Annotated in this window: 21 protein-coding genes, 1 tRNA gene, 2 pseudogenes and 1 riboswitch; of the genes and pseudogenes, 2 read left to right on the forward strand and 22 right to left on the reverse strand. The window is 43.3% G+C overall.

Going from position 1 to position 22,489, the window contains the following annotated elements; translation table 11 throughout:
* Positions 1 to 7 precede the first annotated feature (7 nt).
* The 10 genes from JG770_RS05510 to pta form a co-directional block, all read right to left on the reverse strand.
* Entirely contained in the window at positions 8 to 1,558 is a 1,551-nt protein-coding gene (locus JG770_RS05510) for a carboxyl transferase domain-containing protein (RefSeq protein WP_291956250.1), read from the reverse strand.
* A gap of 11 nt (positions 1,559 to 1,569) precedes the next feature.
* Positions 1,570 to 2,430, reverse strand: a complete 861-nt coding sequence (speB, locus tag JG770_RS05515; protein ID WP_291956253.1) for an agmatinase — start codon at positions 2,428 to 2,430, stop codon at positions 1,570 to 1,572.
* A gap of 7 nt (positions 2,431 to 2,437) precedes the next feature.
* Positions 2,438 to 3,271: a polyamine aminopropyltransferase gene (speE, locus tag JG770_RS05520; protein ID WP_291956255.1), complete on the reverse strand. Its 834-nt coding sequence runs from the start codon at positions 3,269 to 3,271 to the stop codon at positions 2,438 to 2,440.
* Positions 3,272 to 3,340: 69 nt separating this feature from the next.
* Entirely contained in the window at positions 3,341 to 4,075 is a 735-nt protein-coding gene (locus tag JG770_RS05525; RefSeq protein ID WP_291956257.1) for a pseudouridine synthase, read from the reverse strand.
* Complete coding sequence (locus tag JG770_RS05530) at positions 4,054 to 5,196, reverse strand: D-alanyl-D-alanine carboxypeptidase family protein (RefSeq protein ID WP_291956259.1); 1,143 nt, start codon at positions 5,194 to 5,196, stop codon at positions 4,054 to 4,056. Before JG770_RS05530 ends, JG770_RS05525 begins: the two co-directional genes overlap by 22 nt.
* 59 nt (positions 5,197 to 5,255) lie before the next feature.
* On the reverse strand, positions 5,256 to 5,837 hold the full coding sequence (locus JG770_RS05535) for a hypothetical protein (RefSeq protein ID WP_291956261.1): 582 nt from the start codon (positions 5,835 to 5,837) through the stop codon (positions 5,256 to 5,258).
* Between the two features lie 62 nt (positions 5,838 to 5,899).
* Positions 5,900 to 6,652 carry a YebC/PmpR family DNA-binding transcriptional regulator gene (locus tag JG770_RS05540; protein ID WP_291956263.1) on the reverse strand — a complete coding sequence of 251 codons (753 nt, stop codon included), beginning with the start codon at positions 6,650 to 6,652 and terminating at the stop codon, positions 5,900 to 5,902.
* Between the two features lie 157 nt (positions 6,653 to 6,809).
* A complete protein-coding gene (locus JG770_RS05545; protein WP_291956264.1) occupies positions 6,810 to 6,968 on the reverse strand; it encodes an aspartyl-phosphate phosphatase Spo0E family protein in 159 nt (52 codons plus the stop codon).
* Between the two features lie 180 nt (positions 6,969 to 7,148).
* Entirely contained in the window at positions 7,149 to 8,348 is a 1,200-nt protein-coding gene (locus JG770_RS05550) for an acetate kinase (RefSeq protein WP_291956266.1), read from the reverse strand.
* Positions 8,349 to 8,374: 26 nt separating this feature from the next.
* On the reverse strand, positions 8,375 to 9,361 hold the full coding sequence (gene pta / locus JG770_RS05555) for a phosphate acetyltransferase (protein ID WP_291956268.1): 987 nt from the start codon (positions 9,359 to 9,361) through the stop codon (positions 8,375 to 8,377).
* Positions 9,362 to 9,621: 260 nt separating this feature from the next.
* Between pta and JG770_RS05560 the strand changes: the two genes are divergently transcribed.
* Positions 9,622 to 10,677, forward strand: a complete 1,056-nt coding sequence (locus tag JG770_RS05560; protein WP_291956270.1) for a hypothetical protein — start codon at positions 9,622 to 9,624, stop codon at positions 10,675 to 10,677.
* Between the two features lie 12 nt (positions 10,678 to 10,689).
* Here JG770_RS05560 and JG770_RS05565 read toward each other — a convergent pair.
* The 11 genes and pseudogenes from JG770_RS05565 to dapB form a co-directional block, all read right to left on the reverse strand.
* Positions 10,690 to 10,765: transfer RNA gene (locus JG770_RS05565), tRNA-Ala, on the reverse strand.
* A gap of 21 nt (positions 10,766 to 10,786) precedes the next feature.
* Entirely contained in the window at positions 10,787 to 11,194 is a 408-nt protein-coding gene (locus tag JG770_RS05570; RefSeq protein ID WP_291956273.1) for a TM1812 family CRISPR-associated protein, read from the reverse strand.
* A 151-nt stretch (positions 11,195 to 11,345) separates the two neighbouring features.
* Positions 11,346 to 12,404, reverse strand: a complete 1,059-nt coding sequence (locus JG770_RS05575) for an HD-GYP domain-containing protein (protein WP_291956275.1) — start codon at positions 12,402 to 12,404, stop codon at positions 11,346 to 11,348.
* A gap of 110 nt (positions 12,405 to 12,514) precedes the next feature.
* Positions 12,515 to 13,096, reverse strand: coding sequence for an ANTAR domain-containing protein (locus tag JG770_RS05580; RefSeq protein ID WP_291956278.1), 582 nt, complete (start codon positions 13,094 to 13,096; stop codon positions 12,515 to 12,517).
* Between the two features lie 40 nt (positions 13,097 to 13,136).
* Positions 13,137 to 14,468: a type I glutamate--ammonia ligase gene (glnA, locus tag JG770_RS05585; RefSeq protein WP_291956281.1), complete on the reverse strand. Its 1,332-nt coding sequence runs from the start codon at positions 14,466 to 14,468 to the stop codon at positions 13,137 to 13,139.
* 170 nt (positions 14,469 to 14,638) lie between these two features.
* A pseudogene (locus JG770_RS05590) lies at positions 14,639 to 15,275 on the reverse strand (hypothetical protein).
* Positions 15,272 to 16,537: an FAD-dependent oxidoreductase gene (locus JG770_RS05595; RefSeq protein ID WP_291956307.1), complete on the reverse strand. Its 1,266-nt coding sequence runs from the start codon at positions 16,535 to 16,537 to the stop codon at positions 15,272 to 15,274. Before JG770_RS05595 ends, JG770_RS05590 begins: the two are co-directional and overlap by 4 nt.
* 6 nt (positions 16,538 to 16,543) lie before the next feature.
* Entirely contained in the window at positions 16,544 to 16,984 is a 441-nt protein-coding gene (locus JG770_RS05600) for a 4Fe-4S dicluster domain-containing protein (RefSeq protein WP_291956284.1), read from the reverse strand.
* Positions 16,985 to 16,999: 15 nt separating this feature from the next.
* Positions 17,000 to 18,336, reverse strand: a pseudogene (locus JG770_RS05605) (glutamate synthase-related protein).
* On the reverse strand, positions 18,333 to 19,424 hold the full coding sequence (locus JG770_RS05615) for a glutamine amidotransferase family protein (protein WP_291956293.1): 1,092 nt from the start codon (positions 19,422 to 19,424) through the stop codon (positions 18,333 to 18,335). Before JG770_RS05615 ends, JG770_RS05605 begins: the two are co-directional and overlap by 4 nt.
* Before the next feature lie 328 nt (positions 19,425 to 19,752).
* Positions 19,753 to 20,607 carry a 4-hydroxy-tetrahydrodipicolinate reductase gene (dapB, locus tag JG770_RS05620; RefSeq protein WP_291956295.1) on the reverse strand — a complete coding sequence of 285 codons (855 nt, stop codon included), beginning with the start codon at positions 20,605 to 20,607 and terminating at the stop codon, positions 19,753 to 19,755.
* A gap of 135 nt (positions 20,608 to 20,742) precedes the next feature.
* Positions 20,743 to 20,877: riboswitch (cyclic di-AMP (ydaO/yuaA leader) on the reverse strand.
* 213 nt (positions 20,878 to 21,090) lie between these two features.
* On the opposite strand from dapB, the gene JG770_RS05625 reads away from it, so the two are divergent.
* Positions 21,091 to 21,462, forward strand: coding sequence for a hypothetical protein (locus JG770_RS05625; RefSeq protein ID WP_291956298.1), 372 nt, complete (start codon positions 21,091 to 21,093; stop codon positions 21,460 to 21,462).
* A 484-nt stretch (positions 21,463 to 21,946) separates the two neighbouring features.
* Here JG770_RS05625 and JG770_RS05630 read toward each other — a convergent pair.
* Positions 21,947 to 22,489 (reverse strand): patatin-like phospholipase family protein (locus tag JG770_RS05630; RefSeq protein ID WP_291956301.1); only part of this gene is annotated, 543 nt, incomplete at its 5' end.

Here is a 22,489-nt window from a genome sequence, read left to right on the forward strand (position 1 = left end):
CCCCCCGTTATACCGGGAAATTCCCGTGCTTTTTAGCCGGTCGCTCTTCGCGCTTTCCAGCCAACATCTCTAATGCAGCTATAAGGCGCGGCCTGGTTTCCTCCGGAACTATTATATCATCCACATAACCTCGGGCTGCTGCCTTGTATGGGTTGGCGAACTGGCTCCTGTACTCTTCGATCTTCTGTTCTCTGGTTTCCACGGGATTATCCGATGCCTCTATCTCCTTGCGGAATATTATATTGGCTGCTCCATCCGGACCCATGACCGCTATTTCAGCCGTGGGCCATGCGAACACCATGTCGGCTCCCAGATGTCTGCTGCTCATGGCTATGTAAGCCCCGCCGTACGCCTTCCTCAATATAACGTTTATCTTGGGCACAGTAGCCTCTGAATAGGCATAAAGCAGCTTGGCGCCATGCCTTATGACACCGCCGTGCTCCTGATCAACGCCAGGTAAATATCCCGGTACATCAGTGAATGTGATGAGAGGTATGTTGAAAGCATCGCAAAAACGCACAAATCGCGCGGCTTTATCCGATGCATTTATATCCAGCGATCCTGCCATGACTTTGGGCTGATTGGCCACTATACCTACCGTCTTGCCATTCATGCGGGCAAATCCTACCACCATATTCTGCGCGTAATAGGGCTGTACCTCGAAGAAATCGCCATCATCTATAACCGCGGTTATTATATCCTTAACATCGTAGGGCTTATTTGGATTATCCGGCACTATGTAGTTCAAGTCAGGCACTAAGCGGTTAAGGTCATCATCGCATTCCTGCCACGGCACATCCTCCAAATTATTGGAAGGTAGGAAGCTCAACAGCTTTCGAATACCTTCTATGCAGCTTTTCTCATCGCCGTACATGAAATGCGCCACCCCGCTGGTGCTATTATGCGTCATAGCACCGCCCAATTGTTCGGCAGTCACAGCCTCGCCCGTCACAGCCTGTACCACCTGAGGGCCTGTGATGAACATCTGGCTGGTCTTATCGACCATGAATACGAAATCCATAAGCGCGGGTGAATATACGGCACCGCCGGCACAAGGCCCCATTATAACCGCTATCTGCGGTATAACACCCGATGCCATAGTATTCCTCAAGAAGATATCACCGTAACCTTTTAAGGCATCTACACCCTCTTGTATCCTGGCACCTCCCGAATCGTTTATACCTATGACAGGTACGCCGTTCTTCATGGCCATGTCCAGTACCTTGGCTATCTTCATAGCATGCATCTCGCCCAGCGATCCACCTACTACGGTGAAGTCCTGCGCAAATACATAGATCGGCCGGCCATCCACCGTACCATAACCGGTTACCACGCCGTCAGCCGGCGCTTCGGTTTTGTCCATGCCGAACTCGACGCTACGGTGCTGTACAAAAGCATCTATCTCTATAAAGCTGCCTTGATCCAGCAGCAGATCGATGCGCTCACGAGCTGTCAGCTTGCCGCTGGCATGCTGCTTGTCTATGCGGGCTTGCCCCCCGCCTTCTTTTAGTTTGAGCTTTTTGCTCTTCAGTTCTTGTAATTTGTCCTCGTTGCTCATGCTACTCCTCCTTAAAACAAAGCCAGTAAGGCTTCGCGTATTATTTTAGCAGCTAAAATAGCTGTTCTATTGGATAAATCATAATCGGGTGACACCTCTACAAGGTCAAAACCTACGACATCCAAACCTTGCATAACATGAATGGCTTCTAGGATCTCGCCCGATGTGCATCCCGCCGGTTCCGGCGTGCCGGTACCGTTGGCATATGCCGGATCTACAACATCTATATCAAGGGTTATATAAACCGGATGGCCTTTTAAGTCATGCAGGCACCGTTTAAGCGGCTCCAGCACTTTGAATTTAAACATGTGCATATACTGCTTGGCATAATCAAATTCCTCTTTAATACCCGAACGTATGCCGAATTGATATACGTGATCAGGCGGTAAAAAGTCTATTATTCTACGTATGGCCGAGGCGTGGGAATTCTTTTGACCAAAAAATTCATTCCTTAAATCGGCATGGGCATCAAAATGCACCAAATATATATCGTCGCCGTATTTCTCATAAACACTGCGCACAATGGGAGCGCTTATAAGGTGCTCACCGCCTATAAACAGCGGCTTTTTATTATCATTCAATATATCAGACGCAGCGTCCCCTATTATATCGAGACTTTGTTCAACATTGCCGAAAGGCAGCTCGAGATCTCCATAATCGAAGAACTTTATGCTATCCAAACTACTATCTAAATAAGGGCTGTACTCCTCTATTGAACACGAAACCTCTCTTATGGTCTGCGGGCCGAAACGCGTGCCTGGCCTGTAACTTACGGTATAATCCATGGGCGCTCCGACCATGACGATATCGGCGGCGTCATAATCTTCAATGCTGCTTAAAAACCGATTACCCCATTTTGTTTGATTTAACATATCCGCCTTATAATCCACCTTTTATAATATTTTTCACAAACTCTGGCAACACAAAGGCTGCTTTGTGCACTTCGGGCGTATAGTAGCGCATATTCATCCCTTTTACGTCTACTTGTGCGTCTATAGGATCATAGCTCTTTGAGCCTATGGTAAAGCTCCACATGCCGCCGGGATACGTAGGTACATGAGCCAGATACAGGCGCGTTATCGGAAATATTTCTGATATCGAGCGGTATATGTCCGATATCATCTCGGCATTATAAAAGGGCGATTCTGTCTGAGCCACAAATAGGCCATCATCGCTCAGCGCATCATATAAGCTTCTATAAAATTCTTGATGGAACAAGCCTACAGCGGGACCTATAGGATCGGTAGAATCAACTATGATGACATCGAATTCGCCTTTATGTTCTTGAACAAATTTTATACCGTCACCAATCTCCACATGGCATCTAGGATCATCCAAAGCACAGCTTATCTCCGGAAGATACTGCTTGCTCACCTCAACGACTCTTCCGTCTATTTCGGCCAGATAAGCGGCTTCTACGCTTTTATGCTTTATCACTTCTCTTATAACCCCGCCGTCGCCCCCTCCTATCACCAATACTCTTTTAGGGTTTGGGTGGGTGCATAATGGTACGTGCGCTATCATCTCGTGATATACGAATTCATCGCGTATAGTGGTCTGTATAATACCATCTAAAGCCAGCAATCTGCCGAACTGATATGTATCCAGCACCGCTATCTGCTGATATTGGCTCTTTTCCGTATGTAATACATCTTTAACCTTGCAGGTTATACCTAAATCGGGCGTTTGTTTTTCCGTAAACCATAATTCCATATTTTATCATCCTTTTTTCGACCTTTTTCCTTGCCATTATATCAAAATATAAAGAATAAATAAAGACCCTTATCGTAAATATTTTAAATATTCTATCTCTTTTGGAGCAAGATAGCGCCACTGCCCCGGCTGCAAGCCGCGCAATCCTATTTCGCCAATGGCTTCGCGCCTCAACCATATCACCGGATGGCCTATCATATCGCACATTTTACGTATTTGGCGATTTCTGCCCTCGCGCAGCGTTATTTTAACCACGCTTATCCTTTGATCTGCCTTTATCAATTCAAAATCGGCAGGTGCCGTAAGCCTGCCTTCCAATACAAGCCCATGTTCAAATTGAAATATATCCCGACTGTCGGGTATACCGCGCAGCCCTGCCATATATACCTTTTCTATCTCATGTTTCGGATGCGTCAGCCTGTAAGTCAAATCACCGTCATTGGTTAATAAAATTAATCCCGTAGTGTCATAATCCAGACGTCCCACGGGATATAACCTATATTCACCTGCAATAGGCACGAGATCAAGAACGGTAGGTCGACCGAATTGATCTTTGGCGGTGCTTACATAGCCTCTGGGCTTATTTATGGCTATATATATCATATCGCTTTTAGGCCTTATAATGCGACCATTTACCCTGACTTCGTCTTTTTGAGGATCAATCAAAACGCCCATATCTTTCACGACACGGTCATTGACCGATACCAGACCGGATTTTATCAGTTCCTCGCTCTTTCGGCGCGAGGCGACGCCGCATTGCGCCATATATTTATGCAACCTAATCAAATCGCCGGAATTAGCCATCTTTCTATAAGACCCCTCAATTCTCTGGAATAGTTTTTATCCTTTACATCTTGAACCGCTATAAGCTTAGTAGCGGCTATAGTTTGCCCATCTAATAAAACCTCTGCTGTACCATAATCCTTTCCGGTCGTTATCGGCGCTTCTATTGCGGGGGGATAATGGAACTCAACCCGCAGTCTGTTTATTTCTTCATCTGTGGCCGGAATTACCACAGCCCGAGCAGTTTTCAACGCCACCTTATCCTCTTTACCCTTTAATACAGGTACATCGATTATCGTCTCATCCTTAGGCAGTGCCTCATACATGCTGAAATTATCGAATCCGTAATCAAGCAGCGCCATGGAATCCTCCCACATAGGATCATCGTTTAACACCACCGCTACCAGTTGCATACCGTTCCTGTAAGCCGCGGCTACCAAACAGCGCCCTGCTTCTTTGGTATATCCCGTTTTCACCCCGTTAGCGCCTTCATATTTCCATAAAAGCTTATTCTTATTCTGCATAGCCCTATCCCATTGGTGGCCTTCCCAGGGTATCTTTCTGTATTTTGTGGATACGATCTGCTTAAATATGGGGTTTTTCATGGCATAGGCCGTTATCAGCGCCAGATTATACGCCGTGGTGTAATGGTCCTCATCCGGTAGACCATGCGGATTAGCAAAATGCGTATTTTTAGCTCCTATCATTTTGGCTTTTTGATTCATGATGTCTACAAATTTTTCGACAGAACCGCCTACATGTTCGGCTATTGCTACTGCGGCATCATTACCTGATCTAAGCATAAGACCGTAAAGTAGATCTTCCAGTGTCAATCTTTCTCCTACCTCCAGCCATATCGATGAACCTTCCACGCCACTGGCATTATCGCTCACTTCTACTATATCCGAGAGATCACCGTATTCTATGGCGGTTATTGCTGTCATTATTTTTGTAGTGCTGGCCATGGGATAGCGCTTATCGGCATCCTTGCCATATAGCACCCTACCCGTCTCAACCTCCATGAGCGCGGCGGCTGATGCCGATGTTTGCGGTGGATCTTCAACAGCCAGTGCTTCAGATGTTATCAAGCAGGGTGACATAAAAACACAAAAAATTAGCAAAAAAATCGCTACACGTTTCATGTGATACCATCCTCCATTATTGTAATTACAAATACAAGAATAGTATGAACAGCATAACTCTAACTATCCAGATTTTCTAATATAGCATTTACTTCCTCTTGACTGTTGACAACTATGCCTTCTTTAATCTGGTCTTGAACTATACCGGGCAATATATCTAACGGTATTCCGGTATCGCGCAACAGTTTACCGGCGGTATCATACACTGCCACCATGCCATTATCTTCTCTTATAATGAAATGATTTGGGCAGTAACCGCCTACTTCTCTTATCAAGACTACTTTATCCGGTTTAAATTCGTCTACTCGCCATTCAGCGTATTTTTCCGCTAGCTGTTTCTCATTTAATCCTACTATGTCAGATGATACGGGGCTTTCATCAACAACCTCGTGACCACATGACATATATACCGTCACAGTTTGCAGAACAGCATCCTGCGTTACCGTAGCAGCTTGATCTGATAAATATTGCTCTGCACCAGCCGGCTTATCATCCTCTTCAGCTTCGACCGGCATTAGCGGTTGGGGCTGAGGCACAGCGCGTCCATATGACGGGCTGCGCATTATATAATACCCTACCATGAAGCCGACTGCCAATGCAGCAACGCCTACTGTTAAACCTATAATGTATCTTTTTCGCATAATAAATACTACCCTCCGCTATTAATAGGCTTTGGATAGTATTATTGACGAAATTTTCTATATTATTCCTCTATCTCTTCTAACTCAGGCGGTATTTCCATATTATGATATACGTTTTGGACGTCATCGTGATCATCCAGTTTATCTATAAGATTCAATACCTTTTGAGCTGTTTCTACATCAGGCGATACAGTAACCTTAGGTATCAGCTCCAATTGAGCGGACATAAACGGGATACCTTGTTTTTCAAGGGCATCTCTTACCGATGCGAAGTCTTCGGGTGCAGTGCGTATCTCATATGCATCATCCTGCGTTATAAGGTCCTCTGCTCCGGCCTCCAGCGCTATCATCAGCATGTCGTCCTCATCTATATCTACGGCATCTCGGTCCACGACCAATACGCCTTTCCTATCGAACATCCACATGACGCATCCGGTTTCACCCAAGCTGCCGCCGCTTTTATCAAAAAGGTGCCGTATATCGCTGCCGGTACGATTGCGATTATCACTTGTAGCTTCCACTATTATGGCGACTCCTCCCGGTCCATATCCTTCATATACCAGCTCTTCATAATTTACCGAATCCAATGCACCGGCAGCCTTTTTGATAATGCGATCTATCGTATCATTTGGCATATTATTGGCTTTTGCCTTGGCTATAGCATCTCTCAAAGTCGAATTAGCTTCCGGATTATCTCCTCCGTGCCTTACTGCTATAGCCAATTCCCTGCCGATCTTGGTAAATATCTTACCGCGTTGAGCATCGGTAGCCTCTTTTTTACGTTTTATATTAGCCCATTTTGAATGGCCCGACATTATAATCCCTCCATACGTTATCTATAAACTTCAAACTTCCTATACAATATAACATAAGGAGGGCCTTTTAGCAACATACCCCTGCCGCTTATTCTGTTCCCGTGACTATTCATCCGGCTCTGTAACCGAATAGTTTCCGGCTCATATTGCTATCAAACTACTTATAAAACAATTGCTTCTGATAACTTACCACAAGTTCATCTAACTCTTTGCTGCGCTCCAATACGGAGAACGCTTGCATCTCATAGTTCTCACGTACTATGAGCTCATTGAGCTCTTGCACCAACATAGATATTTGTTCCTTTAGCTCCTTCATCTTTCTGTAGACTCACCTTTTATAAAATAATTTTTGCATTACGTACTGCAATATACTATCACCGATTCTAATCATTTTCAATAATATAAATAAATTTTTTGATTATACCAAGCGGGCTTTTAAAACGCATGTCCACAGCAATCTTTGATTGCGTACTTGCATTGGTTTCAGTCACATATTTTAGCCTTCTACAATGGCCTTGGTTTCACGTGCTATCATAAGTTCTTCATTAGTCGGCACAATCAATACCCTTACATTTGAATCTTTTGCGCTTATATCGGCTTCTATGCCTCGTACTTTATTTTTTTCTAAATCCAGTTTCACGCCCAAATTCTCCAAGCCCTGGCATATACCCTTTCTCACGGTAGCGTTATTCTCTCCTATGCCAGCGGTAAACACCAATGCATCAACACCATTTAACGCCGCAATATATGACCCTACATATTTCTTAGCCCTATAGCAAAGCATATCCATGGCCAACTGCGCCCTTTCATTACCTGCTGCCGCAGCATCTTCCACATCTCGCAGATCGCTGCTTACACCTGATATACCAAGTATGCCCGATTCCTTATTCAAGTAATCGTTCATTTCGGCCGGCGACATACCTTCTTTCTCCATGAGATATGTTACCACTGCAGGATCAAGATCACCCGATCTCGTACCCATTATAAGGCCTTCCAGCGGCGTAAAGCCCATGCTAGTATCTATGGCCTTCCCATGGCTTACGGCGCTGACACTTGATCCATTACCCAAATGGCATGTTATTAGTTTAATCTCTTCCGGCTGTTTACCCAACATCTCAGCGGCCCTAAGCGAAACATATTTATGAGATGTACCATGAGCGCCATAGCGCCTTATCTTATATTGTGTATATACATCATACGGTAAACCGTACATATACGCATATCGGGGTAAAGTTTTAAAAAACTCGGTATCCAGCACTACCACCATAGGCGTATCGGGCATAAGCTTGCGGCAGGCTTCCATTCCCATAAGAGCACCCGGGTTATGCAACGGAGCAAACTCTATAACCTCATTCTTCATGGTCTCTATTATCTCATCGGTCAATAACATAGGATCTATAAACCTCTCACCACCGTTTACCATCCTATGGCCCACTGCGGATATTTCCGATATATCTTTTATAACACCGTATTCGGGATCGGTTATAGCCCGTATAACAAGCTTAAAAGCCTCAAGATGGTCCTGCACATCTTGCTTTATCTCTACCTTACCATTTCCATTGTACTGGTGCTTTAGTACGGAACCATCCAATCCTATCCTCTCCACATTGCCTTTAGCCCTCACCGCTTCTGTAGTCATATCAATCAACTGATATTTGAGCGATGAACTTCCAGCATTTATAACTAATATATTCACTTTATAGTTTCAACCCCTTGTTCTTTCTACATAGATTGTACGGCTGTAATAGCCACTGCATCGACTATATTTTCAGGCTTGCAACCGCGCGATAGATCATTCACCGGCTTGGCTATACCTTGACATATAGGCCCTACTGCAGTAGCACTAGCCAAACGCTCTACCAATTTATAGCCTATATTACCTGCTTGTAAATCCGGGAATATTAATACGTTGGCCTTGCCTCCTACAGGACTACCCGGAGCTTTTAACTCAGCTACGCTTTCCACCAGTGCCGCGTCCACCTGCAATTCGCCGTCCAGCGCTATATCTGGAGCTAATTGTTTGGCTATTTGCGTAGCTTGCACTACTTTGTCCACGAGTTCATGCTGAGCACTGCCTTTGGTGGAGAATGATAACATAGCCACCCGAGGCTCAGCACCTATGAGGTTCTTAAAAGTATTCGCTGATGTAACGGCTATATGAGCCAATTCCTCAGCGTTTGGATTCGGATTTACGCCACAATCGGCAAAGATGAAAACCCCATCGTAGCCATAACTGCTATTCGGCACTTCAATAAGAAAGCATCCGGATACCAATGCTATTCCCGGAGCTGTCTTTATGATCTGCAGTGCGGGCCGCAGCACATCCGGAGTAGAATGTACAGCTCCAGCTACCATGCCGTCGGCTTGTCCCGTCTTAACGAGCATAACGCCATAATATAGCGGGTCGAGAACCAATTGACGAGCCTTCTCAATGGTAATGCCTTTGTTTTTGCGCAGCTCATATAGCTCCTGCGCTAATATTTCAGTATCCGGCGAGTTAGATGGATCTGTAAATTTTACTCCGTCGAGAACTGAAGACGGTGCCGTTTTCTTGAATTCGCCTTCATCTCCCAGCATTATCAATTCGGCTATGCCTTCTTTTAATATGCTTTCGGCCGCTTTAAGCGTTCGCTTTTCCGTTCCTTCAGCTAGTACTATGCGCCGCTTATTAGTTTTTGCTTTTTCCTTTATACTCTCTAATACGCTCACTCTATTTTATCCTCCTATCGTTCAGTATATATTATAATCAAATAAAAAGCTAATTTAAAGCCATAACTAGTTAAATATTCGTCAAAATTGCCTAAAATCCTTCAATTTTAATAAAGTTCTAATATTGTGATAATTTCGACTAATACTAGCTTTATCCGTAAACTATATTATCATGCCCAAAATGGGAATGTTTAATAGATATATTGATTACAATAGAAACATCAAGAAAACTAAAAAACATAAAATGGGGTTTAATAACGATGAATAGAAACATCCCTACGTGGAAGATAGCGGCTACATATATAGGTACAGTTGTCGGCGCAGGTTTTGCGTCAGGACAGGAGATATTGCAGTTTTTTGCCGTATTCGGCATAAATGGATTATTGGGTTTAAGCATAGCAACCCTTTTATTTATGGTGTTCGGGTATATAATTATGGACCTGGGCAGACGTCTCGATTCGCGTTCACATATCGAGATAATAAGGTTTTCGGGCAATATTTGGGTCAGTACCTTTATAGATTATTTAATCATCTTCTTTTTATTTGGAGCTTTGACCACCATGATAGCCGGTTCAGGCGCTATGTTAACCCAACAATTCAATATATCCGGCATGTGGGGAAATGCTCTTATGACTATAGCCGCGACTATAACGGTATTGACCGGCTTGAACGGCGTGGTTAACTCCATAAGTTTTGTAGTACCTTTTTTGCTCATATCGGCTGTAGGCATAAGCATGGCATCGGTATTAGCTCCATCATCTGCTTCGGAAATTACAACGATTGTATCAACATCCGGTGGTTTGGTTAACAATTGGTTGTTGTCTGCCGTTCTATATACTTCATACAATATGTTGCTTTCAGTATCTATATTGGCACCGCTCGGATCAGGAGCCGAAAGTAAAAAAACCGTCAGTCGAGGGGCTTTAATAGGCGGCATCGGGCTAGGATTGGGAGCCACAGCCATATATCTGGCATTGGCTAAAAGCATGGCTTCCGTAAAAAACCTGGAAGTACCCATGATATTTATAGCCGGCCGCATCTCGCGCCCCGTACAATTTATCTATGCCACAGTCCTATTAGCCGAAATATATACTACAACCGTAAGCAGCCTATATGGTTTTGCAGCTAGAATAATCGATTTGAAAAAAACATCGGCAAAATACCTTATAATAGGCACTGCCATATTGGCTTTTATCGCCAGTCAACTCGGATTCTCGACGATGATAAAATATTTGTATCCTTTGGCAGGCTACGGTGGTATTGTAATGTTGGTAGTGCTGGTTATAAATAAGATAAAGGTATCGGTGATAAGATAAATAAACATTTTATGGTGGAGATAAGGGGAGTCGAACCCCTGACCTCTTGAATGCCATTCAAGCGCTCTCCCAACTGAGCTATATCCCCGTATCATCACGTTAGTACCTGTTATCGCTGACAAAGGATATTATACAGATTATATACTGCGTTGTCAATACCCATTGGAAGAAATTTTTTATCCTCTTTGACAACCCTTTCGGTAGTAGCATAGATCGGCCTTAAGCCGTTAGCCAAGCAATGATCTACTACCATTAATGTAACGCCATAATCACCCTGGATCAACGCGAGATCACCGCAAACAGCATTAGCATCAATCCAAATGGTCAAACCTTGTTGATACATCTTATTGTCGAGGCACCATTTGGCGGTCTTCAAAACAACGTTAAAATCATCAGGCCCAAACCTGTTAAATCTTTCTTGTAGCATATCCATTATAGGCAAAAATGGCTTAATATATTTATATGCATCATTGGCTTTAGCATCATTTATGACATCTTTTAGAGGTGAAAACCGCAAGGCATATGACCTCACTTTAGAAAATTAACTAGTTTCAATTCCTCATAGGTAGGCTAAAAACAAAGCGGCATACCGTTGACTAAATCCGGTCGACAGCGGTTTCAATTCCTTATAGGCAGGCTAAAAACCTGAACAGCCGCCATAATAGTCATTACAATACATCTTTTATATATAATTCATAATGTTCCCGCAAATCTACAAAACTGCCGTTCGCAAGCTCTATAAGCGGTCTAGTAGGCAGCGCTTTATCCAAATATACAACCCTCCCAATCTCGCCATTATTTAACTCTACATTATCTCCGACAAATAAATCGACTATATGAGAGATAAATGTTCTAACTATGTCCAGATTCAATTTGCCTATGCAATTCCACTGCAGTACATCTATTACATAATAAGGCGAGTAATGTTCTTTATATGGACGTTGGCTTATCATAGCATCATATGTATCCATAACAGCTACTATCTTTGCTATAAACGGTATTTTAGAAGCATTTAAGCCAAATGGATAGCCGCTGCCATCTTCCCTTTCATGATGAAATAACACACCGTAATATATATTTTTATCAAAATTGCCAGATTTAGACATTATATCGTATCCGTATAACGGATGATTCTTCATCATAGCGAATTCCTTTTGAGTCAGTTTACCTGGCTTATTAAGTATATCTAGCGGAATTTTAGCCTTGCCTATATCGTGCATAAAACCAGCATAAACTAGGTGACGCAGGCTCCTGTCAGAGGCTTTAAGCCACCTTCCAATAAGCCCGCACAAAATAGCCACATCCACACAGTGCCTATATGTATATTCGCTTTCAGTCTTTAATTCCTGCAGACCCCGTACAATGTCAGTACAACTATTTATCTTATCCGCTATCTCCTCAACCACATTCATAGTAGATGTTATATCCACCTTGCCGTTATGCCGTACATTGTCCATGGTATTTTTGATTACATCATGAGCATTATAATATACCTCTTTTAACACGTCCTGACTTGCGGATTCTTGGGGTAAATTTGCATCGGATGACAATATATATACACCTTTTACATCCAGCATTTGTAATCTTTCTATCATACGTTGAGTAAGCTCGGTATCTTTTGGTATTAATACCGCGCCGAATTCCAACGATACATCTTCATTCAAAACCATCCCCGGTCTTAAATCTTCTGTCTTTACAAATATCCTATGCAAACTTTCTGCGCTCACAGTAGCCTCCGATAAATTATATCTTTATGAGTATAGTATCGGCACTTATGAATAAAAACTAAATAGGGTCTCGGAACCACATGGTTCCGAGACCCTATTTATACAAATCACTATTTGCCAGTTTCATACGCTACTATGATCGCTCTGGCTATATCGCGCATAGGCATGCCTTTATCCATACTTTGTTTCTGCATTTTACGAAAGGCTTCTTTTTCTGATAAATTGAGCACTTCCATCAATATTCCCTTGGCCCTTTCAATATCCTTCCTGGCTTCAAGATCGTTCCTTAATTTAGCAACCTCTTGTTCCAGCTTTGATATGCGGCGATAAGATATAACCACCAATTGCATGGCTTGCAGCAATGCCAATTTGGTAAGCGGCTTATTTATATAGGCGAAATCCCATTGATCGCGATACACATCAATGAAGGTACTTTGGGATATAGGTGCCATAACGAGAGCCGGCGCTATATGATCTTCCTCGGATATTTTAGCCACTTCAAGGCCTCCTGTAACAGGAAGATCAAAGTCTACCAAGACCAAGTCAGGATGAATCATGCGTATCTTACGTATAGCACTTGGCCCATCTGTTGCATAATCTATAATACGGTACTCGCTATCAGCCAAATACTGTTTTATCTTCTCCAGTTCCTGGGGTTCGTGTTCGGCTACAAATATATTCTTTCCATCCATCTAAACGGCCTCCACCCCCAAATCTTTCTTTATAAAGTCATTAAAACTGGCTTATATACTTGTCTATTTCCCATTGAGATATCTTTGTTCTATACTCATCCCATTCCAGCATTTTTGCTTCCACATATTTGGTATATATATGCTCGCCTAGGGTTTCACGAATAAGCGGATCTTTATCCATCTCTTTAACCGCTTCTTCCAAGCTGCCTGGCAGGCTATCTATGCCGCGTTCCAGCCTTGCATCTTCATTCATGTGGAATATATTTTCATCAACTGAAGCCGGCGGTTGAATCTTGTTCTTTATACCATCAAGCCCAGCTTTTAGCATGACAGCCAATGCCAGATATGGGTTGGCTGTAGGATCCGGATTGCGCAATTCCAGCCTGGTAGCCGCTCCACGTTTTGCCGGCACGCGTATCAACGGACTGCGGTTTTTTGGTGACCATGCTACATAGACGGGCGCTTCATAACCAGGCACAAGCCTCTTATAAGAGTTTACGGTGGGATTGGTAATAGCTGCCATAGCCTTGGCATGTTTCATAAGACCGCCTATATAATAATACGCTTCCTCGCTAAGGCCTAATACACCATTGGGGTCATCAAATGCATTCTTACCATCTTTAGATAACGATTGATTGGTATGCATACCCGAACCATTTATACCGAATACAGGTTTAGGCATGAATGTAGCGTGCAAGCCATGGCGTTTAGCGATAGTGCGTACCACCATCTTAAATGTCATGATTTTATCAGCCGTGGTCAATGCATCGTCATATTTAAAATCAATTTCATGCTGTCCCGGCGCCACTTCGTGGTGTGATGCCTCGATCTCGAAACCCATTTGCTGTAATGTTAAACACATATCGCGCCGCGCATCTTCTCCTAAATCCACAGGAGCTAAATCAAAGTAACCGGCATCATCATGAGTAATAGTGGTAGGCTTGCCTTCGGCATCAGTCAAAAATAAGAAGAATTCGCATTCAGGTCCCACCGACATGCCATAACCCATTTGAGCTGCTTCATCAAGCGCTTTTTTCAGTACATTCCTTGGGCAGCCCTGAAATGGTGTACCATCCGGATTATACACATCGCATATCAATCGAGCTACTTTACCCTCATTAGGTCTCCATGGAAATATCGCGAAACTTGAAGGATCCGGCCTCAGATACATATCGGACTCCTCAATGCGGACAAAACCCTCTATGGATGAACCATCAAACATGATCTCGTTATTGAGGGCTTTATCCAACTCATTAACCGTTATGGCCACATTTTTCAATACACCGAATATATCGGTGAACTGCAAACGTATGAACATAACATCTTGCTCCACGGCTATTCGCATTACATCTTCCTTTGAATACTTTGGCATAATATGCACTCTCCTTTTTATATTTTAATAAATATAAGAAAAAAGGCGTCTTAACTATTTAATGTTAAGAACGCCGTTGTTCTAAAATTATTCCTTTATTATATGATAACAAATACAGCGCATAAACGCAACAGAAATTTTTCACCAATTTCTATGCTTGCGAATGGTCACTACGCATAAAGCTTACCATATGGCCGTTTGCCGACCGGTACAAGCTTGGTAAACGTATCGCTTAGGATATCTTCAACATTATAGGCGAAATATCCTGCGAACTCCTCTATATACATACGTAATACCTTTTTATCTTTGTCATCTACAGGCTGCACGTCGGCCTCCTTGGCCAAACGGTATTTATCCACTTGTCCCCTGATATATATGACGCCCCCGTGCATACCAGTACCACAGTAATTACCTATTACAGATTCATCAGGGCGTAATCCGAGGCCTAATAGTATAAGTATACCGCCGGCCATATACGCGTATAAATATGGTACCACCGCGCATGGCGTAACCTACAGTATCACCGGCATGACCATGTATTATAACCTTGCCCTCATTCATGGTATTGCCTATGGCGTCCTGTGCGTTACCTTTTACAATAATCGTCGGACCGTCCATAAAAGCGGCCATATCATTACCCGGTACACCCTCTATCGTTATAGTCGCATCGTCGTGCATACCGTCGCCTATATATCGCTGACCACGTACATTCAGCACTCGTATATCGCCTTCACCCGACATTGCGGTCTGCTTGATTAAAGCGTTCAGTTGCTGATAATGAATAGCGTTGGCATCTATAACCTTCATTTACGTTTCACCCCCAGCAGCTTTTCCTTTCTGTAACTCTTCGGCATATATACGAAACCGAAGTCCTCATCTAAAAGTTTATCCTTAAAAGGCGATACATCGATTTTTTCTTTTATAAGCCCGGTCAATATCCCCGCCCGATCGATGTCCGTCAAGCGTATAAATCCTACCAATCTGTTACTTTTGAACACTGCTTTCTTATAGACCTTTTTGTCCGGTTGCACTATCGATGTAACCTCATATTCGTTCCCGACAGGTTTTATGATACCGGCCGTTATCATAGGCAAACCAAAGAAGGATATGGAATTCCTCGCAAAGCCACTATCGAATACAACATCGTCGCCGGCCATATTACGCCCCGCTACCTCGCCTTGCATATAAGCGTTGGGCCATATGGGCGTCACGCGTTGATCTTCATACACGATGTCATAAGCCTCGGCCACATCGCCCGCCGCATATATATCTTCCACATTGGCACGCATATGATCGTCTACCTTAATGCCGCGATTTATGCTTATATCGGTGTTTGCCGCCACATCGGTATTGGGCCGCACACCTATCGCCGTTATAACCATATCGCATTCGATACTTTGACCGTTTTTCAGTATAACCCCTGAAACAGTGTTATCCCCTACAACTTCCGTTACGGTATCATTCAATATAACGTTTATATTATGCCCTTCTAATACCTCCTGCACCATAGCGGCGGCCTGTTCATCCAATATAGTGCTGAGTATACGATCGGCCAACTCTACGACCGTCACGTCCACGCCGCATTTTACCAGCCCTTCAGCGGCTTTCAAGCCGATAAGTCCCCCGCCTATGACCACAGCTTTGGTTCCCGGTTTGGCAACCGCTTTTAATCTCTCGGCGTCGTCGCGTTTTATAAAGGTATATATACCTTTTTTGTCGCCGCCCTTCATAGGCGGGACAAAAGGTTTACCGCCGGTAGCTATGAGCAACTTGTCATATGTTACCGCCTTGCCGTTTGACAGTATAACCTCTTTTGAGGTCGTATCTATAGAAACAGCCTTTACGCCAAGCAATAAGGATACGCCGTTATCCTCATAGAAACCAACATCCCTATATGCCATTTTTTTATCATCAGCGGTACCGGCCAGCAGATATGATATCAGCGGCCTGGAATAAGCGTAATAAGGTTCTTCCGATATAACGGTTATACTACCGGTATTATCCCTTTGCCTTATACCTTCTATGGCGCCTACAGCAGCCGCGGAGTTACCTATAATAACATATTCCAACATGCTCTACCCCCTATCCACATATATAAGCGCTTCATTCGGGCAATTCGATACGCAGGCCGGTTGTGGTAAGTCAGGGCATAGATCGCACTTTGAAACCACATTGCCCTTATCCTCATTGCGCTTTATAGTGCCATAAGGACAGGCCATTATGCAGGTCCAGCACCCTACGCACTTATCGGCATTGCATACTACGGCGCCACGCTCATCCCTGTGCATAGCCCCTGTTATACATGACTTTATACATTCGGCATCATCGCAATGCCGGCACTGCAAACCGAAAGATATAGGTTTTACTTCTTCTACCAGTATGCCCGGCAAAGGACGCGGTTCTTCAACCTTAAAAGCCCAAATGATATCCTTGGACTCGGAATGGGCTACTGTACAGTTTATCTCGCATAAGCGACATCCTACGCAGTATTCTTCCAAAGCATATACGCGTTTCATATTGTGATACCCTCCTTATTCTCCGGCAGCCTTTATACCCAATATATCCATTTCTTTTTGGGTTAGCCCAACGCCCCTTAACATCTCGCGGTTACCGCGCAGACTTTCTATGGAGTTTATGCCCATGCCGCCAAGCATCTCTTTTATCTCATGTTCCCATGCTGTTATTAGATTTACCAACCGGCGCGCTCCTATATTCGGGTTTAACCTCTTGACCAACTGCGGGTCTTGAGTGGCTATACCCCAATTGCATTTGCCGGTATTGCACTTCTGGCACATATGGCATCCTATGGCTATCAAAGCCGACGTGGCTATATAGACTGCATCCGCACCCAACGCTATAGCCTTTATTATATCGGCGCTGTTGCGCATGCTGCCGGCAGCCACCACCGATACCTGGTGGCGTATGCCCTCTTCTTTAAGCCTGGTATCCACCGCCGCTATAGCCATTTCTATCGGTATACCTACGTTGTCGCGTATGCGCAGCGGCGCCGCTCCCGTGCCGCCGCGGAAACCGTCTATGGCTATGATGTCGGCGCCGGCGCGTGCTATGCCGGATGCTATCGCAGCAACATTATGCACGGCCGCTATCTTGACGATCACCGGTTTGGCATAATTTGTGGCTTCTTTAAGCGCATATATCAATTGACGCAGATCTTCTATGGAATATATATCATGGTGCGGCGCCGGTGATATAGCATCGCTGCCCTCGGGTATCATGCGCGTAGCCGATACCTCGGCTCTCACCTTTTCTCCGGGCAAATGTCCGCCTATGCCCGGTTTGGCGCCCTGACCTATTTTTATTTCCAGTGCTGCAGCAGCATTCAGGTAATCGGCATGAACGCCGAATCTGCCGGATGCTACTTGCGCTATGGTATTCTTGCCGTAACGATACAGGCTACTGTGGAGGCCACCTTCACCGGTATTGTAGTATATACCGAGCTGAGTAGCTGCACGAGCCAACGATTCACAGGCATTTAAGCTTATAGAACCGAAGGACATGGCGGAAAACATTATAGGCACATTAAGTACCAACTGCGGAGTAAGCTTGGTCACGAGCCTGCCGTTTTCATCAAACTCCAACTTATCCGGTTTGCGGCCAAGATACGTCTTAAGCTCCATCGGCTCGCGCAGCGGGTCTATGGAAGGGTTTGTAACCTGGCTGCATGTGTAGGGCAAAAAGTGACACAACGCTGGCAATTGACGCATTTGGCGTCATCGGCCTTTACTTTGCCATCCTTTTCATCAAGGTAATGTACTTCGTTGGAACATTGCCGAACACATACTTGGCATTGTATGCATCTATTCTCATCGCGTATCACCAAAAATTCAGGCAAAATGTAGCTTATCATGCTTTCACCTCCTCTAACATTCCTATAACCGGTTCTCCAGCTCTAGGCGCCCATATTTTGTCCGGCTGCGGACATATCTCTATAATAGCCGATTCCTCGCTGGAAACGTACAATACATCACCCTTCTCGGCAGCCACTAGCGGCCTTAGCTTTATTCTATCGTTTAGAGCAACCATGCCATTGGAAAAAGCTACTATGATGGAGAACGGACCGTTCATCAAGGCTTTTCCATATACCGTTCTCAAAGCGGTATAAAGCGCTTTATCATCATCGGGCATACGCTCTATCTCGTCCCACATAGGTGGAGCCATGATCTTACACGCCATTTCCAGAGGCATGCCTTGCCGGCGTGTAAACAGATCCAAAAGATAAGCTACTACCTCGGTGTCGGTCTGCATGGTACATTCGTAACCGAATTCATTGAGATAACGGCGATTTGTACCATAAGAAGATAATTCGCCATTATGAACCACCGACAGATCAAGCAGTGTAAATGGGTGCGCACCGCCCCACCAACCGGGCGTATTGGTCGGAAAGCGGCCATGTGCCGTCCATGTATATCCTTCATACTCATATAGGCGATAAAATTCGCCTATATCTTCAGGATAGCCCACGCCCTTAAAAGCGCCCATATTTTTACCGCTGGATACCACAAAAGCCCCGTCTATCTTTTTATTAAGGTTTATGACGCATTGAGCCACAAACTCATCCGGTAAAAGTCCCGATGAAGTCAATTTTTCTTCTTTGGGTAATGCAAAATAACGCCATATAATCGGCTCATTTTTTATCGAACTCACTTTCTTAGTGGGTATTGGCCCTGCCTCAGCGATGTTGAAATGCTCGTTCAAAAAGCGTTCACTGATCTCCCGTGCCTGTTCATCATCATAAAACATATGAAAGGCATAATGGTCCTTATATTCCGGATATATGCCATAGGCTGCAAAGCCGCCGCCCAGACCGTTAGAACGCTCTCGCATAAGCGCTATCGATTGTATTATATCGTTGCCGGAGAACCTTCGGCCGCTGCGGTCCATTATACCGCTGACCGCACAGCCCGACGGCACCCTCTCGTATTTCTCCCTCAACATTCATAAAACCCCCTCGTCGGATTATGAAATTCATTCATTAATCATAATGCATTTATAAGATTTCTCATAAAAGCATTTGTCTATATAACTGCATTCAATTGATTATATTCTTAGTATATAATTAATCAAAATGCATAATCATAACTTAAAACTTGCATGAAGGGTTAAAATTAAGCGCCTCATCAGAACATACGTAAATGTTCTAATGACGCGCCGAATAAACCTATCTCTGCGCACCTAATCACGCCATTGTGTTTAGGTAATGATATTTTAACACGCAAAACATAAAAATGCAAATATTTTTTCAGGCTTGGGGACACGTTTGCTGTTATGCGTGTGAATCCCTTTGTTTATTAGCAAATCGTTCCAGCGTATCTTCAAGATTCAGAACATCGGTCATATCATAAACGCCCTTTCGTCCGGCAATAAATTTAGCCGCTTTAATAGCCCCTTTAGCGAATGCAGAGCGGGTAAAAGACCGATGAATTATCTCCACGCTATCTTCACCGCTGGCAAACATCACTTTATGTACACCAACTATACCACCAGCCCTTAGAGAATGTATGGGTATAACATTCGCTCCCCTTAAAGATATGGCATCATTTTCAGTTAATATCTTAACGCTATCCTCTATATCACGCCCTTCGGATATGCTTTCCGCTATTTTTATAGCCGTACCGGATGGTATATCCTTTTTATCTTTAAAATGTTCCTCCATTATTTCCACATCATAATCATCCAATAATTGAGCTGCAATTTTGCATAAAAACTGCAATACATTTACGCCAAGCGTAATATTAGGTGCTATAACCATACCTACTTTGTTTTGAACGGCTATGCCCCGAAGTTTCTGAAACTGTATATCGGTAAACCCAGTAGTTGCTATTACCATATTTACCTTATTGCGTGCTAATACTGGCGCATTTGTCATACAAGCCTCCGGATTAGTGAAGTCTATAGCTACATCAGGTTTAAAAATCCTTAACCCTTCATTTAACAAGTCGCTACCCATTACTTTTATGCCTGTATCAGATATGCCCAATAGAGCTCCCACATCCAGTCCTATCTTATCACTACCGGGCCTACACACAGCCATAACCAATTGAATATCCTTTCTCCCTATCATGTTCTTCGCTACTATCTTGCCCGTTCTGCCTAATCCCATCATACATACTTTAAGCATCTTTCTTTTACCTCCTTAAAACGGTATTATTCAGACTTAAACATCGAATTTGCATCCATATTATTACATCTAGTGAGAAAAATAAAACCGTGGAGTTAACCACGGCTTTATTGTCCGTCATATAATCATATCACCGTTCACTCCCTTTCAACGCTTACGAGGTTAGCTGACAGGCTCGAGCTGAAAGAGTTGCTCTATCCTTTCGGAATACGCCTCATTGTCAAGCAAATATTCCCTATAATTGGTATAGTAAATTTGCCATTATAACAATCGCTTCTTTGACAGTTTGAAATAGAATAACAATCTATAAATTCCTTGCAATTAACGAGTTTGCAGGGATTTTTTTGCGCCAAAAATGTGAGAAATAATAGTAGCGTTCAGTAACGTATTGTGGTATAATTGGCATAATAGATTTTGAATATGAGGGTTTGCCATGTTCCTAAAATCAGCGACTAACAAAAAACCGGCCGCACATACTTAAGCATGGTTGAGAGCTATCGGCAAAAGGGAAAGAAGTATCCATGTACTTCGACTATTGAATCGTTCGGATATCTAGATGAACTCCAAAAGATCTACGATGACCCGATTGCGCATTTTACAGCCTATGTGGAGGAAAAGAATAAACAAAAAGCCAACGAGGATGCCGAGTATATCGTGAGAGAACGTAAGGATACTATGCTTCCAAAAAATACGGCAGGGCGCAAGAATTTCGGCTATATTGCCATCCTGAAAATATACTATGAGCTTGGTCTGGACCGCTTACTTGTCAACAGACAGAGAGGCAGAAATTTCGGCTACAATACAAGTTCTATCCTGAAGCTGCTTGTTGTTTCGCGTATCCTTGATCCTGCCTAGAAAAAGCACACTTTCGAACAGCGGGGTACTTATTTCGACTTTGAGAAATAAGATGCTTTCTCTCTTTCGGACATATACAGGTCGCTAACATTTTTTGCTGAGATCGATTCTGTTTTACAGCTTCACATTCACAAACAGATCACGGAAAAGTATGGTCGTAACACCAACTTAATCTATTACGATACTACAAACTACTACTTTGTGTAAACCGATAATAGCCGCAGATCCCTATATTTCTGGGGTTTGCGGCTATATTTATATTTATTTACTGCTAAACTCAAGTTATAACACGCAAAACATAAAAATGCAAATATTTTTTAAGGCTATATTATCATTCTATGATAATGTCATGTATGGAAGAGGAGGTGCGCCTGTTCGGCGCTAGATATATAGCTCGGTGAGATATCGAGTCCGGCAAAGTCCAGCCAACAGCCGGTACCCACTTCTGGAGCCGAAACCGCGAGGAAGGCTTAAGCGTGAATATTCAGGATCTATGTAAATCTTTCTTTATCTCCTGGATAATAGGTTCAGCAGCTTTTAAACCTATATTTATACATTTTTCTGCCTGATCAAATCTATACCACCTTATATTATTTACCTTTGACTTTATTACATAAACTTTTCCCCCATAATTTGTTTCTTTGTTACTTTCATATAAATTACTGTTTAATAATCTCATCGTTGTAACCGTAATAGCTATAATTTCTGGCAGTACTTTTTTTAAGTTAAAGTATATTTCAAAATATATTGTTTTATTATTGCTTAACAAAATTCTTTCAATATTATTCCCAAGCTGATAAAATGCTTTGTCAAATATTCTAGCATCTATATTTGAACTCACATCAGAAACTATAACTACATCTGCACCTAATCTGAATGCTAAATTTCTTGCATCAAAATTAATAATCGAACCATCAACCAATTTGGCACCATGAAATTCTACAGGTTCAAATATAATAGGTATAGAAATACTTGCCCTTACGGCCTTTATTACATTACCTTCTGAAAATATTATCTCTTTACCTGT

Source organism: Mahella sp., from assembly GCF_020054945.1.
Taxonomy (GTDB): Bacteria; Bacillota; Clostridia; order Mahellales; family Mahellaceae; genus Mahella.

Excerpts from the sequence above, each read along its gene's own strand:
- JG770_RS05510 (WP_291956250.1), bottom strand. The coding sequence starts at position 1,558 with ATGAGCAACGAGGACAAATTACAAGAACTGAAGAGCAAAAAGCTCAAA.
- speB (WP_291956253.1), bottom strand. The coding sequence starts at position 2,430 with ATGTTAAATCAAACAAAATGGGGTAATCGGTTTTTAAGCAGCATTGAA.
- speE (WP_291956255.1), bottom strand. The coding sequence starts at position 3,271 with ATGGAATTATGGTTTACGGAAAAACAAACGCCCGATTTAGGTATAACC.
- JG770_RS05525 (WP_291956257.1), bottom strand. The coding sequence starts at position 4,075 with ATGGCTAATTCCGGCGATTTGATTAGGTTGCATAAATATATGGCGCAA.
- JG770_RS05530 (WP_291956259.1), bottom strand. The coding sequence starts at position 5,196 with ATGAAACGTGTAGCGATTTTTTTGCTAATTTTTTGTGTTTTTATGTCA.
- JG770_RS05535 (WP_291956261.1), bottom strand. The coding sequence starts at position 5,837 with ATGCGAAAAAGATACATTATAGGTTTAACAGTAGGCGTTGCTGCATTG.
- JG770_RS05540 (WP_291956263.1), bottom strand. The coding sequence starts at position 6,652 with ATGTCGGGCCATTCAAAATGGGCTAATATAAAACGTAAAAAAGAGGCT.
- JG770_RS05545 (WP_291956264.1), bottom strand. The coding sequence starts at position 6,968 with ATGAAGGAGCTAAAGGAACAAATATCTATGTTGGTGCAAGAGCTCAAT.
- JG770_RS05560 (WP_291956270.1), top strand. The coding sequence starts at position 9,622 with ATGAATAGAAACATCCCTACGTGGAAGATAGCGGCTACATATATAGGT.
- JG770_RS05580 (WP_291956278.1), bottom strand. The coding sequence starts at position 13,096 with ATGGATGGAAAGAATATATTTGTAGCCGAACACGAACCCCAGGAACTG.
- glnA (WP_291956281.1), bottom strand. The coding sequence starts at position 14,468 with ATGCCAAAGTATTCAAAGGAAGATGTAATGCGAATAGCCGTGGAGCAA.
- JG770_RS05600 (WP_291956284.1), bottom strand. The coding sequence starts at position 16,984 with ATGAAACGCGTATATGCTTTGGAAGAATACTGCGTAGGATGTCGCTTA.
- JG770_RS05615 (WP_291956293.1), bottom strand. The coding sequence starts at position 19,424 with ATGTTGAGGGAGAAATACGAGAGGGTGCCGTCGGGCTGTGCGGTCAGC.
- dapB (WP_291956295.1), bottom strand. The coding sequence starts at position 20,607 with ATGCTTAAAGTATGTATGATGGGATTAGGCAGAACGGGCAAGATAGTA.
- JG770_RS05625 (WP_291956298.1), top strand. The coding sequence starts at position 21,091 with ATGGTTGAGAGCTATCGGCAAAAGGGAAAGAAGTATCCATGTACTTCG.